Below are 15,647 nucleotides of genomic sequence, written 5' to 3' on the forward strand. Positions count from 1 at the left end.
ATATGAAAACAGCGTTGAAGTCCTCAAGACTGGAAAGGACATAGGCATCTTAACCGCCAAGATGGTCGAGGCGAGGAGCGTTGGCGCGAAGATAACCTACGGTATGGTGGCTTTGGCGAAGGGAGTGAAGACGATAGTCGGGGGCGTTGAGGCCTTCATTCCAGAGGACGAGGAAATGCCTAAGACAAATGGGGTTGAAACTCCCGACTCGGTGCGCTTTGACAGTGAGGTCTTCAAAGATGGCCTGCTCGACTGGGTGAAGGAGCAGTTAGTTGACAAAACCTTCGACTACGTCACCGAAAAAGCGGTTCAGTACGCCAACGAGGCCGAGATTGAAGCGAGAAGGGAGAAGACGACCTATCATGTGACGGTGAAAGCCTGCAACGAGTACTACTGCGAGGTCTATGGCTTCATGGTTTCCGGCTACGGCTACGACTTTGGGTGAGTTTTTTTCTTTTTGGGCAAACCTTTTTAAATCCCTCCTCAATTCCCAACGCGAAGGGGCGGCTGGCGGGAGCTGGCCGTCACCGGGAGGTGGTTGTATGGCGAGGATACACGCGAGAAAGAGGGGTAAGTCAGGTTCAAAGAAGCCTCCAAGGACCGCTCCGCCGGCCTGGGTGGAGTACACGGCCGAAGAGGTCGAGGCTCTCGTTATAAAGCTCAGGAAAGAGGGCTATAGCACCGCGATGATAGGAACGATTCTCCGCGACCAGTACGGCATACCGAGCGTCAAGCTCGTCACGGGCAAGAAGATAACCAAAATCCTTGAGGAGAACGGACTCGCGCCGGAGATACCGGAGGACCTTATGTTCCTCATCAGGAGGGCCGTCAACCTCAGGAAGCACCTCGAACAGCACCCGAAGGACAAGCACTCCAGGAGAGGTCTCCAGCTCATCGAGAGCAAAATCAGGAGGCTCGTCAAGTACTACAGGAGAACCGGGAAGTTGCCGGCAAAGTGGCGCTACGACCCGGAGCAGGCAAAGCTTCTCGTTCGCTGACCCTCTCCTTCTTCTTCCTTGGTGATGCCCCGTGGACAGGGAAGCCTTTTTGGAGAGGGTTCGCGAGGGAGCCGAGCTTATTAAGATGCACATCGAGTTAGGCCACACTATAAGGCTCATCTCCCACCGTGACGCCGATGGCATTACAGCCGGCGCTATTCTGGCAAAGGCAATAGCCAGGGAAGGCGGAACCTTCCAGCTCAGCATAGTCAAGCAGGTCAGCGAGGAGCTTATAGAAGAGCTCGCAAGGGAAAAGAGAGAAATCTACGTCTTCAGCGACCTGGGAAGCGGTTCAATCGAACTGATTCAGAAAAAACTCGACGGAACCGTCGTCGTTGCCGACCATCACCCTCCCGAGGGCGACTTCTCGGAGGAATCGAAACTCCTCGTGAACCCCGTTCCCTTCGGGGCAAACAGCGTTCGCGATTTAAGCGGTTCCGGAGTTGCGTATTTCATAGCAAGAGAGATGAACAGGAAGAACGGGGATTTGGCCTACATAGCAACGGTTGGGGCCGTTGGCGATATGCAGGAGATAGACGGCCAGTTCCACGGTTTGAACCTTGAAATCCTTGAGGACGGAAAAGAGCTGGGTGTTCTGGAGGTCAGAAAGGAGCTCCGCCTTTTCGGCAGGGAGAGCAGGCCACTCTACCAGATGCTGGCCTACGCGACCAACCCGGAAATCCCAGAGATTACGGGAGATGAGAGGAAAGCCATTGAATGGCTCCGCGCCAGAGGCTTTGACCCTGAAGTCCACTACTGGCAACTCCGCGAGGAGGAAAAGCGGAAGCTTCACGAGGCCCTGCTGGTCCACATGATAAAGCACTCCGCTCCAAAGGAGGTAATAGACAGGCTCATAGGCGACGTCGTGGTAAGCCCCCTCTATCCAGAGGGGGACGTCAGGCACGAGGCGAGGGAGTTTGCAACCCTCCTCAACGCCACCGGACGGCTGAACGCTGGAACGCTCGGCGTGGCAATATGCCTCGGAGATGAGAACGCCTACAAAAAGGCCCGGAAGATGCTTGAGGACTACAAGAGGGAGCAGATAGAGGCCAGGAAGTTCCTGATACAGAACTGGAGCATGGTTGAAGAGGGTGAACACGCCTACGTCTTTTACGCGGGCAAAAACATTCGCGACACGCTCGTGGGTATAGTGGCCAACATGGCCATCAACGCTGGTCTGGCAAATCCAGAAAAGCCCGTTGTTGTCATAGCGGACAGTGAGGAGGATGAAAACCTCGTGAAGGCGTCGGCCAGAACGACGGAAAAGGCTCTGGCAAAGGGCTATCACCTCGGTGAGGCGCTCAAGGAGGTTGCCGAGAAGCTCGGCGGCGAGGGCGGTGGTCACGCAATAGCCGCGGGAATAAGGTTCCCGAAGTCTAGGATAGACGAGTTCATAAAGTTCTTCAACGAGGTTCTAGCGAAGCAGGTGAAGAAGGATGGAAATTGAGGCAAACGTTGAGATACGGTGGCACTACGGCGACGAACTCAAGGCCAGGGCCATAGCTGAGGCGATAGAGGTTGACAACGAGGCAATGCCCGCTGGGCTAAAGAAAAGTTTAAATGTGCGAACCCGATGGGTTGATGGGGACGTTATAACAAAGGTTAAATACTCGGGTGAGATTGAGACACTCATCAAAGCGCTCGATGATTTGGTGTTTTCGGTCAAGGTCGCCGAGGAAATGACCGAAAAGGTGTGAATTGGAGGTGTTAAGATGGCAAGGGGTAACCCAAGGCGTAGGGCAGCCGCTACCAAGGATAAGTGGAAGATGAAAGAATGGTTCGTGATTTACGCTCCAGACTTTTTCGGAAGCAAGGAAATCGGCCTTACCCCGGCGGACGAGCCTGAAAAGGTTATAGGAAGGGTCATCGAGACCACCCTTAGGGACCTCACCGGGGATTTCACCAAGAGCCACGTCAAGCTCTACTTCCAGGTCTACGACGTTAAGGGCCAGAACGCCTACACCAAGTTCAAGGGCCACACCCTCGCGAGGAGCTACATTCGCTCACTCGTCAGGAGAAGGACCACGCGCGTTGACGGAATATTCAACATCACCACCAAGGACGGCTACAAGCTCAGAGTTATGGGCATGGTCATAGCCTACAGGAGAATCCAGACCAGCCAGGAGAGGGCCATCAGGAAGATAATCCAGGACATAATCTACAAGAAGGCCGAGGAGCTCAACTTCGCGGACTTCGTCCTTCAGTCCGTTAACGGCCAGATTGCCCAGGAGATTGCCAAGGAAGCGAGGAAGATATACCCGATTAAGCGCGCCGAGATTAGGAAGATTAAGGTTCTCGCCGAGCCGGAGGCCTGAAGCCTCTCTCTTCTTCCGCTTAAGTTTTAAGCCGAATTAGTAAACTCCCTAGGGGTGATACCATGAAGTTTCTTGTAAAAACCCAGCGAGACATGGAGGCAGTGGCCGGGAACTACATCAAGGAGGCGATTCCGGAAGCGGAGGTCTGGATTGCGCCGATGGGCTACACCGGACTCGTCCTGGTGGAGGCCGATGAAAATGCCCTCGAAAAGCTCCTCGAAGTTCCTGAAGTTGAGAGGGTAATCCCTGTTCTCGTCGAGACCGATGCCGATATAGAAAAGATAGCCGAGAGCGCGGAAAAGATTGCACACCTCATTGGTGAAAACGAGACCTACGCCGTCAAGACAAAGAGGCGCGGAAAGCACGACTTTTCAAGCATAGACGTGAACCGCGTTCTGGGTGCGAGGATAAAGGAGCTAACGGGGGCAGACGTTAACCTGAGCTGGCCAGATAAAGTCGTTCAGGTGGAGATAATAGGCGATAGGGCATACATCTCGGTAATCCCCGGTGAGGAGTACAGAAAGTACACCCCTGACAAGATTGACGCGAGGAAGCTCTTCAGAAAACTCACAATCGTCCAGATGCCCTACTGGGGGGACTACAAGGCCTGCAGGAAGTTCGGCGAGAAGATAGGCAGGGCCGCGCAGGCATTTGAGGTCAAAGAGCTCATAATAGCGCCGAAGGAGAAAATGGACGCCTTCGAGCTCATGGAGTTTCTCAGGGGTGTTAAAGCCGGGCAGGAGAGCCGTTATAAAATACAGCGCGAGGCCTATCCGTGGAAGGTCGAGAAGGTTCCCGTCTCGGTGTGGGACCTTTATCAGGTAATCAGGGACAAGAGGAGGAACAAGAGACTCCTAATCATTACCGACCCCAAGGGGCCAACGCTGGCTGAAGTCAAAGACAAGCTCGCCAGGGACCTTCACTATGCTAGAGAAGTCGTAGTGTTCATAGGCTCTCGCGAGGGCATTCCAAGGGGACTCTTCAGGTTTGCGGATTACGTTGTTGATTTGGCACCCTACATGACCTTTGCCACCGAGCATGGAATTCCGGCAACACTGGTTTCTCTCTGGGAGGTTTACGAGGAGTTCCTCAGGGAAAGCGAAGAAAAGGAGTGAACCTTTTTCTTTTTCTTGGCGTCAGACCCTAAGGTCGTCCTCACCGCTCGGGAATCCGCCGTAGTCATCATCCGCCTTCAGGAAAGCAGGTAAAACACACCCGCCCCGACTAAACCACCGAGCAGACTCGCGAGGAAGTTTGTTGAGTTGTTGTCGGTTATTTCCCTGTTCTCAAGCGTTGCACCTATGAGGCTGTCAAGGTTAACCCCTATGAAGCCTCCAACAACAACGGCAAACAGCATCTTCGCCTTATAGACGGTCAGTGGGAGAGCGAAGAGCGCTATCACAAAAACACCCAGGAGTGCAAAGAGCTCGCCTTCGAGAGAAATGGCCCCGTTAGTTCCGGGCTTTGCGGGCTTGAGGTTCGTGATTAGCCTCGGCTTCTTCCCAAAGACTTTACCGAGTTCGCTCGCCAGCGTGTCCCCGTTTACGGTCGCTATAGACGCAAAAACGGCCGCCCAGAATGTGTCCATCATGGAGAGTTTCTCAAGGACGAGGAAGAGAACCACAGCAAGGCCATTGCCGAGAACGTTTCCCCAGCTCCTAACTCCCCCGTTTGACTGGGCGAGGCCTTTTTTCTTCTTTTCCTTGTAACGATATTTCGTCGCGAGAACTCCCATAACGACGAAGGTGAGCAATGCTAGAAACGGGTACAATCCACCAAGAGAGATGACAGCTAATCCTAGTAGAGACGCTGAAAGTGCACCAAGTTTGTCTAGAGCCCCTAGTTTATAGGAGCCAACACCGAGCACTGAAATAACTGCAATGTCCATGATGAGACTCTCGAACATTTTCTGCACCTAGTGATGGGTATGAGTTTTACTTATTACTTTTTTCCTAGAGCATCAAAAAAGAATAATCAAAGGGCTTCAAATTTCACGGTCTCAGTAATAAAGGTTATGTCCAAGTGCTCAATCCCTGGAATCTTCTTTGTGACATCTGAGATTATCTTTTCTAGCTCCCTCATGTCCTTTGGACCAATTATATGGAGAACAAGGTTGTGGGACCCAAGTGCACGCTGGATTATTTTAACATTTTCATCTTCCTTGAGCGTTGCAATGACTTCACCAACATCAACATCTGGTCTAACTGTAACACCAAGAATGACATGGATATATCCGAGGGCATCATAGTTGGGTATAATAGTGTACTTAAGAATGATACCATTCTGTTCGAGCCTGTTCATCCTTCTTGAAATCCTCTGCCTGGTAGTTCCGAGGAGCTCGGCAAGCTCTTTATATGTAAGGCGGGCGTTTTTGGCGAGCAACTTCAAAATCCGAAGGTCAACAGCCGTTATTTTATCGCTCATGTGCTCACCTCCGGTAGTTACCTTGGAGAGTTTGCCAATACCTATAAAAATATTTCGTTTCGGGAAACTCATTTAAGCCATTAGGTTACTCTAAAGTGCCTATCTTGGCGGAATTTTTGGGAACTTGTAGAACAAAATGTTAAAATGCAGAAATGTTACTTTCAAAAAATTACCGTGTTTTCGAACATCTCGATTTGGAATCTCTCTTTTGGTATTTCTCCACACTGGCCCTAAGGGCCTTCCCGGCATCTATGCCATAGTGGTTGGCTATGCAAATGAGTGCGAAAAGCACATCCCCAAGCTCTTCTTGAAGCTTATCTTTGGTGGCCTTCCCTTTAACCCCTTCGTAACCGAGCATGGCATCCGCGAGCTCACCGAGCTCCTCCATGAGTGCGGCGAGCATCTCAAAGGGCTTCCAGTAGCCACCGAGCTCCCTTATGAGGCCATCAACCAACTCCTGCCACTCATTCACCGAGAAGTTCCCCCCTAACTTTAGACAGGTATTCCTCAAGGACGTCTTTTCTGGCCCTGTAAAATCTCATTCTGCCCTCTTTCCTTTCCTCAATCAGGTTTAAGGCCTTCAGAGTTCTGAGGTGGTGGCTTATGAGCGTCTGGTCTTGGCCAAGAGCGTCTGAAATCAGACAAACGCAGAGCCAGTTATCGCGAACCAGCTTGAGAATTGCAAGCCTCAACGGATTTGAGAGCACCTTGAGGAACTCAATCGTTCTCTGATCAACCTCCGGCTCTACCTCAGCCTCGAGCTCTGGAATCCCGCATCTCTCAATGCATTTTGTTATGCTCTTCTTCTGCCTTTCATCTAGCCTTTCAAAGAGCTCCCTAACCTTCACGACCATCACCAAAAGGGATAGCGCGGGGGATTAATAAAACTTTTCATATGAAATTCAGTCCACAATCTCAAGGGCCACTTCAAAACCGTCGCTCGAATACGCCCTGACGCTTTCAGGGGTGAAGGGCCAGGCTATTATGATATGAACCCCTCCGAACTTAGAGAAAAACTCCAAATCCCCCTCCGATGGCCAGGGAGCTGGGCTCGGATGCGAATGGACGGTTCCCTTTATGGTTTCATCGTAGGGAAGCATCCACGTGTCGAAAAAGATACTGCTCGGGCCAGTTCTGGGGTTGGGGGCTATTAAAACCTCCTCAAAGATTCCGTCCTTCTCTCTGAGAAACCCGGCGAACTCGTTTGGGTAAGCATTTCTCGCCAGCTCAAGGAGATATTCAAGTAGCTCTCTCCTAATTCGGACTTTCATTTTTTCCACCTCAAAAGAAAAAGAGTCAGAGAACGGCGATGCACTCAATCTCAACTTTCACGCCCTTGGGCAGGTTCGCCACTTCAACGACGGCGCGGGCCGGTTTGGACTTTGAGAAGAACTTCTCATAGACCTCGTTGAACTTGGGGTAGTCGTTTATGTCGCTCAGGAAGGCCGTAACCTTGACTATGTTCTCAACGCTTCCACCAGCCTCTTCGACTATAGCAAGCATGTTCCTTATTGCCCTCTCTGCCTGCTCCTCAATAGTTTCCCCGACTATCTCGCCAGTGGCGGGGTCAATGGGTATCTGGCCCGAAACGAAGAGGAACTTTCCACCCTCTACCAGAACCGCCTGGCTGTAGGGCCCAATCGGCTTGGGGGCTTTTTCGGTATAGACAACTCTCTTCTCCATTTCCTCACCTCCGTCAGCGAAGCGAAGATTCCTCATCGTTTCCTCGGGTGTCCTCGGCTTCATCATCCTTTCTTTTCGAGATACTTCTCAAGGGATTTAGCAGGAACGTCTAGGTTAAGGCCAATTTTATCGAGCGCCACGCGGAGGGCATAGATTTTTGCGTGCTCCTCGAAGGGCTCGTCCGCGTAAACGGCCGGTTCAAGGGCCTCGTAAACTTCGATGACCCTGGGGATGTCGGACTTCTTGACCTTCTTAAACGCTGAAAACTCTTCCTCAATTCCCTCAATGTCTATCTCCGCGTAAACGGGTATCTTGAGCGTCGTTGTCTCGTTTATGCTAGCCAGAAGCCTTGCCACGTCGAGCATTGGCGTTTTCTCGTCTATTATAAGCCTTTTGACCACTATCCAGCGACCATGTTTGGCCGTGAAGTTGACGTGCTCGTCTTCGAAGGGGAACTCCACATCAACTCCCTCAAGGATTCCCTCGGGGTAATCAACAGGTACGAGGGGTCTAAGCGTTTCCCTGACGAGGTAGGCCTTGGCAACGTCCACGAGGAGTTTCTTAAGCTTTTTATCGCCCTCGTTCACGAGGTTACCGAGTTTCCTGGCTGTCCCCGGTGACTTGAGGGCAACAACAGTATCGGAAAGGCTTTCTTTCCTAAGTTCCTCGGCGAGCTTCCGTATTCCGTCAACGTCCATGGCGTCCCTAAGGTAATCTCCAATGCGAGCGTTAACTGTGTTGGAAACACCCGCCAAAAAATGGGCTATTTTCTCACCCTCCATATCTGTGAGCTTTTTCGCAACTTTCCAGTCCCCGTGCCGGGCTGTAAACGCTACATGCTCCTCAACCTTCATGTTCTCACCTGTTTTTGAAGTCTCCTTCGGTGCTTTTATCTTTTTCCTCACCTTGAAAAAAGGTTATAAATCGACCCGTTCATTCGGTCTTAGAGATGAAAGAGGGAAAGGAGATGGGCGAGGAGGAGATGGTTAAGGAAAAACCCCTCCCGCGCGAGTATGGGGAAAAACTCGACCTCGGAGTCGAGTTCCAAACAACGGAAGAGATAAAGGTTCCTGAGAAGCTCATAGACCAGGTCATCGGGCAGGATCACGCCGTTGAGGTCATAAAAACTGCCGCGACTCAGAGGAGGCACGTCCTTCTCATAGGTGAACCCGGAACAGGTAAGTCAATGCTCGGCCAGGCCATGGCGGAGCTTCTGCCAACTGAAAACCTTGAGGACATCCTCGTCTTCCCGAATCCAGAGGACGAGAACATGCCAAAGGTAAAGACCGTTCCGGCCTGCCAGGGCAGGAGGATAGTCGAAAAGTACAGGGAAAAGGCAAAGACTCAGGAGAACGTTAAGTCCTACATACTGCTCTTCGTCATGTTCACCGTCATGTTCGCCCTCTTCCTCCAGTTCACAGCAACGACGCTCCTGATGGGCATCTTCGTCATAATCCTCACCATGATGGCCCTCTCCAACATGCGCTTCAGGAACACCGTCCTCGTTCCAAAGCTACTCGTTGACAACTGCGGAAGGACAAAGGCGCCCTTCATAGACGCGACTGGGGCCCATGCGGGTGCACTGCTCGGAGACGTCAGACACGACCCCTTCCAGTCCGGTGGCCTTGGAACTCCGGCCCACGAGCGCGTTGAGCCGGGTATGATACACCGCGCCCACAAGGGTGTTCTGTTCATAGACGAGATAGCCACGCTGAGCCTGAAAATGCAACAGAGCCTCCTTACCGCTATGCAGGAGAAGAAGTTCCCGATAACCGGTCAGAGCGAGCTGTCGAGCGGTGCCATGGTGAGGACTGAGCCCGTCCCATGTGACTTCATTCTCGTTGCCGCAGGAAACCTCGACACGATAGAAAAGATGCACCCGGCTTTGCGCTCAAGGATTAGGGGTTACGGTTACGAGGTCTACATGCGCACAACAATGCCCGACACAATAGAGAACCGCAGAAAGCTCGTTCAGTTCGTTGCCCAAGAAGTAAAGCGCGATGGCAAGATTCCCCACTTCACCAGAGAAGCCGTTGAGGAGATAGTTAGAGAGGCCCAGAAGAGGGCGGGAAGAAAGGGCCATCTAACGCTTCGCCTGAGGGACCTTGGAGGTATCGTAAGGGCTGCGGGAGATATAGCAATCAAGAAGGGCAAGAAGATAGTCGAGAGGGAGGACGTTCTGGAGGCCCTCAAGCTCGCTAAGCCCCTTGAGAAACAGCTTGCCGACTGGTACATCGAGAGAAAGAAGGAATACCAGGTAATCAAAACAGATGGAAGCGAAATCGGTCGCGTCAACGGCCTAGCCGTTATCGGTGAGGAGAGCGGTATAGTCCTGCCGATAGAGGCAGTAGTGGCTCCCGCCGCGAGCAAGGAGGAAGGAAAGATAATCGTCACAGGAAAGCTCGGCGAGATAGCGAAGGAGGCAGTGCAAAACGTCTCGGCCATAATCAAGCGCTATAAGGGCGAGGACATAAGCAGGTACGACATTCACGTCCAGTTCCTTCAGACTTACGAAGGCGTTGAAGGTGACTCTGCCAGCATAAGCGTTGCCACCGCCGTCATCTCGGCTCTTGAGAACATCCCGATAAGGCAGGACGTTGCCATGACCGGCTCGCTGAGCGTCCGCGGGGAGGTCCTTCCAATAGGCGGTGCCACCCCGAAGATTGAAGCGGCCATAGAGGCGGGCATAAAGAAGGTCATAATCCCCAAGGCCAACGAAAAGGACGTCTTCCTGAGCCCGGACAAGGCGGAAAAGATAGAGATTTACCCAGTAGAGAGGATTGATGAGGTCCTTGAGATAGCCCTTGAGGATTCTCCCGCCAAGGAGGAGCTCCTCAGGAAGATTCGTGAGACCCTCCCCATTGGACACTGAGTTTTTTCTTTTATTGCCCTGCAACTCCAACCCGGGTTTTCTGTTTTAAGTTCACATCCGTGTCCAGTAATGCTTAAAAAACGTCCCATCTACGTTACCCACGGAGGTGAGCTAATGCTCAAAGTTGAGAACCTTCACGTCTCGGTCGAGGACAAGGAGATACTGAAGGGCGTTGACCTCGAGGTCAAACCCGGAGAATTCCACGTCATAATGGGGCCCAACGGCTCCGGAAAGTCCACGCTGGCTTTGACGATAGCAGGCCACCCAAAGTACAAAGTTACCAGGGGTAGAATACTCTTCGATGGCGAGGAGATACAGGAGCTCGGCCCGGACGAGAGGGCAAAGAGGGGCATTCTTCTGGCCTTTCAGGTTCCACCTGAGGTCGAGGGTGTGAAGATAATAGAGTTCCTCCAGCAGGTTCTGGTAGAGCTCAAGGGTATGGACCCGGTAGAGGCCTACGACCTTATTGTCGAAAAGGCAAAGGAGCTGTGGTTCAAGGAAGAGGACTTACACCGCTACGTCAACGTCGGTTTCTCCGGAGGAGAGAGGAAGAGGCTCGAACTCCTCCAGGCTCTTCTCATCGAGCCGAAGCTCCTCATCTTAGACGAGCCGGACAGCGGTGTTGACGTTGACTCCCTGAGCGTGATAAGCAGAAAGATTGACGAGCTCCACAGAAAGGGGACTGCGATACTCCTGATAACTCACTACGGAAGAATACTCGGCCACCTTGACAGGGAGAAGCTTACGGTACACGTAATGAAGGACGGCAGGATAGTGAAGACGGGAAGCGGTGAACTGGTTGACAGGATTGACAGGGAAGGATTCGGCAAAGTGTTCGAGGAGGTGGGAGCATGACGGAAACGATAACCCTTAGCGATGCAAAGGCCATAATCGAGAACCAGATTGAAGAGCTTGCGAAGAGGAACAAGGAACCCGAGTGGATGACGAGGATAAGGTACAAGGGGTTAGAAGCCTTTGAGAAGGCCCCTCACAGTGACCCCATAATAAGTGAGGAACAGCTCCTTCAGTTCATAGCAAAGCCCGAGGTCGAAGGCATACCGGAGAAAATCGAGAGCCTCGACGACTTACCGCCGGAGATGAAGGCCCTCCTGGACAGGCTCGGCATAGACGAGGTAGAGCAGAAATATCTGGCGGGACTGGCCGTCCAGACTGACACAGGCGTTATATACAACCAGTTCCTCAAGGATTGGGCCAAGAAGGGCCTTATAGTCCTCCCGATGGAGGAGGCCGTTAAGAAATACCCAGACATAGTGAAACAGCACTTCCTCAAGCTCTTCCGCGTTGATGAAAGCAAGCTGACAGCCTACCATACCGCCATATGGAACGGTGGAATCTTCCTGTACGTCAAGGAGGGGCTAAAAGTTCCATTCCCGCTCCACCTGTTCTTCCTGATTCAGGAGAGCGCTTTAGCTCAGGCACCGCACATAATCATAATAGCAGAGAAGAACACCGAGTTCCACCTAATCGAGGGCTGTACCTCGCCGGTCCTTCTAAAACACTCGCTCCACCTTGACATGACGGAGGCGTATTTCCACGAGAACGCCAGGGGCCAGCTCACGGTTTTACAGAACTGGCCGGAATACGTTCACACGAGACCGATGACGAGGGCGAAGATAGGAAAGAACGCGCGCTTCATCAACACGACCGTTACTCTCGGCTCTGGAAAGAGCAACATCGGCGACCCGCGCTACTGGGTTGACGAGAACGGCTACGTCGAACTGAATGGAATTCTCCTCGGTCAGAAGGACTACTACATTGACCTCGGAGGCAGGATGTTCCTCCAAGGAAAGGGGGCATCTGGAATAAACGCGAGCAAAGCTGTGATAATGGACGAGAGCAGGGTCATAACGCGCGGTATAATAACGGCCGAGGCGCCGAAGACCAAGGGGCACATAAGCTGTGACGCCCTGCTTATGAGCGACAAAGCGATAATGGAAACGTATCCGGGACTTGTCAGCAAGGTTGACGATGCCGAGCTGAGCCACGAAGCTGCCATCGGCAAGATACGCGAGGAGGAGCTGTTCTACCTTATGAGCAGGGGACTCGACGAGGAGAAGGCTACACAGCTTATCGTCAAGGGCTTCCTTGAACCAATGCTCAAGGACATTCCAATGGAATTCCTGGTTGAGATAAGAAAGATTATAGAGCTTGCCGTCAGCGGGGGCATGTGAGCCCCCTAACTATTTTAACCAGCTCCCAGAGGTCATTGACGTAGTAGTCCGCCCCGGGAACCTTTTCAAAGCGGACAATGTTTACCGTCTTTACGCCGGCCCTTTTTCCTGCTAGGATATCCCTTATGCTGTCCCCGACAAGTAGGACTTCATCTGGTCTTAGCTTCATAAGTCTCAAAGCCTTATTAACAAGGTATGGGTTAGGTTTCACTCCATCTAGATAGGTATAGTCCTTGCCAAGGATTATGTCAAAGTATTTATCAAGGCCAAAAGCCCTTAAAACCAGCTCCGTGTTGTCCTGAGATGCGTTGCTGACGGCGGCAAGCTTCAAGCCCATGTTCCTCAGCTCTTTTAACGCGTCAACGTCTGGGAACGGCTTAATCTTGCCTGCCTTCAAGAGGTTTTCACGATAGGTTCTGTTTGCCCTATCCAAGGCTTTCCAAAACTCTACGTGATCTATCCCAAATTTCTCAACGTATTTTCTCGAAAGCTTTCCTTCAATAATCTTTTTGAAAGTATCCCAATCTACAAAAACACCGAGTTTCTTCATTACTGGCGTTGCAACGTTATCGTACCATCTTCTTAAGGTGTATCCCTCGTAATAAACAAGGGTTTCATCAACATCAAAGATCAAACCCTTTAGCATTTTTATTTCCCATATATACTGTGAAGAAGAGGTTTATAAAAAGCTCATCCCTCAAGTCTTTTGAGAAGGGCGAACTCCCGTGGATCCCACGCAAGATCATCAGTGACGAGGTAAACTCTACCTCCAAACAGAATTGCATAGTCCCTAACATTATTGAGGAATTTTATAAGGGCTTTAAATCCATTGTGGAGGGCAAGGTATTCTGGACACGCTATAACAATTGCTTTATCGGGGTCATTTCTAAAGCTAGCAACTATACCCTCAAGAATTCTATGGAGCTCCCGAGGGCCAAAAAATCCCCGTGCCGCACTTACTGTAATAAGCTCCCATCCGGGTGGAACCTTAGTTCCAGCTCTGCCAATAACAACAGCTCTCTCCTCGGGTATTTCTCTCAGAGAATGGACTATCCTAAAATTGCCAATTTTTGGTCTCTCTGAGGGAGCCCCCGCGAAGAGGGGGGTAAGTGCCTTAAGCATCTTCCTCACCATTATACTCTAGGATTCGATCCTTATATCCTTTTTTTGTAAGTTGGTATGTAGGTGCCCTCAGTCAAGGCCGATCTCATCACATTTCAGTCGGTTAATCCGTCGTCATCGGATCTGAAGAGATAGAGATATAAAATTTAAAAACTTATTGGAACACTTTAAAAGAGCTCCTCAAGTTTAACGTCAATCTTGTCTGGATTGAAGGGAAGAACGTGCCTTGTTGTCTTTGGGGAGAACACTTCACCACGCTTAACAAGTTCGATGACGTCTTCCTTTGTAGGGGCTTTTCTAATGAAAACGTAGTCGATCTCACCTTTTGCCATGTCCTCCCTTGCGTCTTCTTTAAGACCATAGTATATAAGTTCAATTTTCCCTTCCTGGTTCATCTCGTCCAGTACTTTGCTTACAATTTTCTGTTCCTTCAGCGAGCCAGGAATTGCGAAGGTTTTCTTACCAACGATTGCAAAGGCAATCTCACCGCGTTCAGCCTTTTCTTCAGCGTTGGGATCTTCAACGACCTCAAGACCCTCCTTTTTGAGCCTCTCGATAACTTCGTTGAGGTCTCCCTTAAATGCAGGATACCAAGTGTAGACCTTTACGTCCTCGCTGAAATAGTCAAGAATAACGGAGGGAGCTCTTTTCGCGCCGAGCTTCTGAAGGCCAGCCCAACGGTGATGACCATCAACTATAAGATACTCCTCTGTTCCGGGGATTTTGGCCAAGAGCATAGGCTTCCAGAAAATACCAGAACCCGTAACGCTCTCTATGAAATCTTCCAGCTCTTTCTGAACGAGTTGTTCGTGGGGCTTCATTTTGTCAAGTTCAATAAAAACATAGTCAACCTTAACCGTGGGGATATCGTACTTTGGAACCTTTTCAACACCCATTTTCACCCCTCCACGAGCCTAAACCTGCAGACGGATATCGAATCGGAAGATAAAAAGGCTTTCCATTAAAATTTTCAACAATCCTATGGGGTTTGTTAAAGAAAAAAACTGAAACCCCGAAAAATCTACTGGAAGTTTAAAGAAAATCTGAAGACGACTCCTCAAAAGAACAAAATAGTCCGCGTCTAGGGCATACTCCAATGTAATTATTCGCACTTCGATGCTCATCTTTTCGTCCAGGTAATGTTATAAACATCATTGAGAATGAAGAGCGGTGATGTTCATGGCATTAAGTGACAGACTCGATGTAGTCAACCCTTCTGAGATAAGGAAGCTCTTTGACTTGGCTGCTGGCATAGAGAACGTGATTTCACTCGGAATAGGCGAGCCTGACTTCGACACGCCGGAGCATATAAAAGAATACGCCAAGGAGGCCCTCGATAAAGGCTACACTCACTACGGCCCGAACGCGGGCCTTCCGATGCTCCGTGAGGCCATAGCGAGAAAGCTCAAGAAGCAGAACAGCATCGAGGCGGACCCGAAGAGCGAGATAATGGTTCTCGTTGGGGCAAACCAAGCCTTCCTCATGGGGCTGGCGACCTTTCTGAAGGACGGGGAAGAGGTTCTCATTCCCTCGCCCATGTTCGTGAGTTACGCTCCAGCGGTCATACTCGCGGGCGGGAAGCCCGTTGAGGTGCCAACACATGAAGAGAACGAGTTCCGCCTGAGCGTTGACGACCTTGAAAAGAACGTCACTGACAAGACCCGTGCGCTCATCATAAACACCCCCAACAACCCGACGGGAGCCGTTCTCACCAAGAAGGACCTGGAGGAAATAGCGGACTTCGCGGTTGAGCATGACCTCATAGTGTTAAGCGACGAGGTCTACGAGCACTTCGTCTACGACGGCGTTAAGAACCACAGCATCGCTTCGCTCGACGGTATGTTCGAGAGGACGATAACGATAAACGGCTTCTCCAAGACCTTCGCCATGACCGGCTGGCGCCTCGGCTTTGTAACGGCCCCATCGTGGATTATCGAGAAGATGACCCGCTTCCAGATGTACAACGCAACCTGCCCCGTCACCTTCGTCCAGTACGCCGCGGCGAAAGCCCTTGAAGACGAGAGGAGCTGGAAGGCCGTGG

Annotated in this window: 19 protein-coding genes and 1 pseudogene; 10 read left to right on the top strand and 10 right to left on the bottom strand. The window is 51.2% G+C overall.

Annotated features, from left to right (window positions below; translation table 11 throughout):
• From MVG27_RS05930 to MVG27_RS05955, 6 genes and pseudogenes are all read left to right on the top strand, one after another.
• A pseudogene (locus MVG27_RS05930) lies at nucleotides 1-445 on the top strand (calcium-binding protein); the annotation flags it as partial.
• 97 nt (nucleotides 446-542) lie between these two features.
• The gene (locus MVG27_RS05935; protein ID WP_297062325.1) at nucleotides 543-998 is read left to right on the top strand and encodes a 30S ribosomal protein S15; all 456 of its coding nucleotides are present in this window, start codon (nucleotides 543-545) and stop codon (nucleotides 996-998) included.
• A gap of 31 nt (nucleotides 999-1,029) precedes the next feature.
• The gene (locus MVG27_RS05940) at nucleotides 1,030-2,445 is read left to right on the top strand and encodes a DHH family phosphoesterase (protein WP_297550385.1); all 1,416 of its coding nucleotides are present in this window, start codon (nucleotides 1,030-1,032) and stop codon (nucleotides 2,443-2,445) included.
• Complete coding sequence (locus MVG27_RS05945) at nucleotides 2,435-2,695, top strand: KEOPS complex subunit Pcc1 (protein WP_297468662.1); 261 nt, start codon at nucleotides 2,435-2,437, stop codon at nucleotides 2,693-2,695. Before MVG27_RS05940 ends, MVG27_RS05945 begins: the two co-directional genes overlap by 11 nt.
• 15 nt (nucleotides 2,696-2,710) lie before the next feature.
• On the top strand, nucleotides 2,711-3,313 hold the full coding sequence (locus MVG27_RS05950; RefSeq protein ID WP_297062331.1) for a 30S ribosomal protein S3ae: 603 nt from the start codon (nucleotides 2,711-2,713) through the stop codon (nucleotides 3,311-3,313).
• A 62-nt stretch (nucleotides 3,314-3,375) separates the two neighbouring features.
• Nucleotides 3,376-4,428, top strand: coding sequence for an SPOUT family RNA methylase (locus MVG27_RS05955; protein WP_297550387.1), 1,053 nt, complete (start codon nucleotides 3,376-3,378; stop codon nucleotides 4,426-4,428).
• A gap of 77 nt (nucleotides 4,429-4,505) precedes the next feature.
• Here the strand turns inward: MVG27_RS05955 and MVG27_RS05960 are convergent, their stop codons facing one another.
• The 7 genes from MVG27_RS05960 to MVG27_RS05990 form a co-directional block, all read right to left on the bottom strand.
• Nucleotides 4,506-5,219, bottom strand: coding sequence for a DUF92 domain-containing protein (locus MVG27_RS05960; RefSeq protein WP_297550389.1), 714 nt, complete (start codon nucleotides 5,217-5,219; stop codon nucleotides 4,506-4,508).
• A 68-nt stretch (nucleotides 5,220-5,287) separates the two neighbouring features.
• Nucleotides 5,288-5,737, bottom strand: a complete 450-nt coding sequence (locus MVG27_RS05965) for an Lrp/AsnC family transcriptional regulator (RefSeq protein WP_297550391.1) — start codon at nucleotides 5,735-5,737, stop codon at nucleotides 5,288-5,290.
• 169 nt (nucleotides 5,738-5,906) lie between these two features.
• Entirely contained in the window at nucleotides 5,907-6,209 is a 303-nt protein-coding gene (locus MVG27_RS05970; protein WP_297550393.1) for a nucleotide pyrophosphohydrolase, read from the bottom strand.
• A complete protein-coding gene (locus tag MVG27_RS05975) occupies nucleotides 6,202-6,591 on the bottom strand; it encodes a metalloregulator ArsR/SmtB family transcription factor (RefSeq protein WP_366078860.1) in 390 nt (129 codons plus the stop codon). Before MVG27_RS05975 ends, MVG27_RS05970 begins: the two co-directional genes overlap by 8 nt.
• Nucleotides 6,592-6,639: 48 nt before the next feature.
• On the bottom strand, nucleotides 6,640-7,008 hold the full coding sequence (locus MVG27_RS05980; RefSeq protein ID WP_297550395.1) for a Mov34/MPN/PAD-1 family protein: 369 nt from the start codon (nucleotides 7,006-7,008) through the stop codon (nucleotides 6,640-6,642).
• A gap of 25 nt (nucleotides 7,009-7,033) precedes the next feature.
• On the bottom strand, nucleotides 7,034-7,420 hold the full coding sequence (locus tag MVG27_RS05985) for a RidA family protein (protein WP_297550397.1): 387 nt from the start codon (nucleotides 7,418-7,420) through the stop codon (nucleotides 7,034-7,036).
• A gap of 62 nt (nucleotides 7,421-7,482) precedes the next feature.
• Nucleotides 7,483-8,274 (bottom strand): DUF2666 family protein, encoded by a 792-nt coding sequence (locus tag MVG27_RS05990; protein ID WP_297550399.1) that lies wholly within the window; start codon nucleotides 8,272-8,274, stop codon nucleotides 7,483-7,485.
• A 113-nt stretch (nucleotides 8,275-8,387) separates the two neighbouring features.
• Between MVG27_RS05990 and lonB the strand changes: the two genes are divergently transcribed.
• The 3 genes from lonB to sufB all read left to right on the top strand — a co-directional run bounded on the left by lonB (nucleotide 8,388) and on the right by sufB (nucleotide 12,484).
• Nucleotides 8,388-10,292, top strand: coding sequence for an ATP-dependent protease LonB (gene lonB / locus MVG27_RS05995; RefSeq protein ID WP_297550417.1), 1,905 nt, complete (start codon nucleotides 8,388-8,390; stop codon nucleotides 10,290-10,292).
• A gap of 114 nt (nucleotides 10,293-10,406) precedes the next feature.
• Nucleotides 10,407-11,147, top strand: a complete 741-nt coding sequence (sufC, locus tag MVG27_RS06000; protein WP_297550401.1) for a Fe-S cluster assembly ATPase SufC — start codon at nucleotides 10,407-10,409, stop codon at nucleotides 11,145-11,147.
• The gene (gene sufB / locus MVG27_RS06005; protein WP_297550403.1) at nucleotides 11,144-12,484 is read left to right on the top strand and encodes a Fe-S cluster assembly protein SufB; all 1,341 of its coding nucleotides are present in this window, start codon (nucleotides 11,144-11,146) and stop codon (nucleotides 12,482-12,484) included. Before sufC ends, sufB begins: the two co-directional genes overlap by 4 nt.
• Here sufB and MVG27_RS06010 read toward each other — a convergent pair.
• The 3 genes from MVG27_RS06010 to serK form a co-directional block, all read right to left on the bottom strand.
• The gene (locus MVG27_RS06010) at nucleotides 12,468-13,130 is read right to left on the bottom strand and encodes an HAD family hydrolase (RefSeq protein WP_297550405.1); all 663 of its coding nucleotides are present in this window, start codon (nucleotides 13,128-13,130) and stop codon (nucleotides 12,468-12,470) included. The two genes, sufB and MVG27_RS06010, sit on opposite strands and share 17 nt — an antisense overlap.
• 44 nt (nucleotides 13,131-13,174) lie before the next feature.
• Nucleotides 13,175-13,606, bottom strand: a complete 432-nt coding sequence (locus MVG27_RS06015) for a DUF835 domain-containing protein (protein WP_297550419.1) — start codon at nucleotides 13,604-13,606, stop codon at nucleotides 13,175-13,177.
• Nucleotides 13,607-13,773: 167 nt separating this feature from the next.
• Complete coding sequence (gene serK, locus MVG27_RS06020) at nucleotides 13,774-14,502, bottom strand: L-serine kinase SerK (protein WP_297550407.1); 729 nt, start codon at nucleotides 14,500-14,502, stop codon at nucleotides 13,774-13,776.
• Nucleotides 14,503-14,785: 283 nt separating this feature from the next.
• On the opposite strand from serK, the gene MVG27_RS06025 reads away from it, so the two are divergent.
• Nucleotides 14,786-15,647: pyridoxal phosphate-dependent aminotransferase (locus MVG27_RS06025; protein ID WP_297556355.1), on the top strand; the 862-nt coding region annotated here is incomplete at its 3' end.

The sequence above is a fragment of the Thermococcus sp. genome (assembly GCF_027011145.1).
In the GTDB taxonomy this organism is placed as follows: domain Archaea; phylum Methanobacteriota_B; class Thermococci; order Thermococcales; family Thermococcaceae; genus Thermococcus.

What these genes read in the sequence shown, in the direction of transcription:
- MVG27_RS05935 (WP_297062325.1), top strand. Translation starts at nt 543, where the DNA reads ATGGCGAGGATACACGCGAGAAAGAGGGGTAAGTCAGGTTCAAAGAAG.
- MVG27_RS05945 (WP_297468662.1), top strand. Translation starts at nt 2,435, where the DNA reads ATGGAAATTGAGGCAAACGTTGAGATACGGTGGCACTACGGCGACGAA.
- MVG27_RS05950 (WP_297062331.1), top strand. Translation starts at nt 2,711, where the DNA reads ATGGCAAGGGGTAACCCAAGGCGTAGGGCAGCCGCTACCAAGGATAAG.
- MVG27_RS05955 (WP_297550387.1), top strand. Translation starts at nt 3,376, where the DNA reads ATGAAGTTTCTTGTAAAAACCCAGCGAGACATGGAGGCAGTGGCCGGG.
- MVG27_RS05960 (WP_297550389.1), bottom strand. Translation starts at nt 5,219, where the DNA reads ATGTTCGAGAGTCTCATCATGGACATTGCAGTTATTTCAGTGCTCGGT.
- MVG27_RS05965 (WP_297550391.1), bottom strand. Translation starts at nt 5,737, where the DNA reads ATGAGCGATAAAATAACGGCTGTTGACCTTCGGATTTTGAAGTTGCTC.
- MVG27_RS05975 (WP_366078860.1), bottom strand. Translation starts at nt 6,591, where the DNA reads ATGGTCGTGAAGGTTAGGGAGCTCTTTGAAAGGCTAGATGAAAGGCAG.
- MVG27_RS05980 (WP_297550395.1), bottom strand. Translation starts at nt 7,008, where the DNA reads ATGAAAGTCCGAATTAGGAGAGAGCTACTTGAATATCTCCTTGAGCTG.
- MVG27_RS05985 (WP_297550397.1), bottom strand. Translation starts at nt 7,420, where the DNA reads ATGGAGAAGAGAGTTGTCTATACCGAAAAAGCCCCCAAGCCGATTGGG.
- MVG27_RS05990 (WP_297550399.1), bottom strand. Translation starts at nt 8,274, where the DNA reads ATGAAGGTTGAGGAGCATGTAGCGTTTACAGCCCGGCACGGGGACTGG.
- lonB (WP_297550417.1), top strand. Translation starts at nt 8,388, where the DNA reads ATGGGCGAGGAGGAGATGGTTAAGGAAAAACCCCTCCCGCGCGAGTAT.
- sufC (WP_297550401.1), top strand. Translation starts at nt 10,407, where the DNA reads ATGCTCAAAGTTGAGAACCTTCACGTCTCGGTCGAGGACAAGGAGATA.
- sufB (WP_297550403.1), top strand. Translation starts at nt 11,144, where the DNA reads ATGACGGAAACGATAACCCTTAGCGATGCAAAGGCCATAATCGAGAAC.
- MVG27_RS06010 (WP_297550405.1), bottom strand. Translation starts at nt 13,130, where the DNA reads ATGCTAAAGGGTTTGATCTTTGATGTTGATGAAACCCTTGTTTATTAC.
- MVG27_RS06015 (WP_297550419.1), bottom strand. Translation starts at nt 13,606, where the DNA reads ATGCTTAAGGCACTTACCCCCCTCTTCGCGGGGGCTCCCTCAGAGAGA.
- serK (WP_297550407.1), bottom strand. Translation starts at nt 14,502, where the DNA reads ATGGGTGTTGAAAAGGTTCCAAAGTACGATATCCCCACGGTTAAGGTT.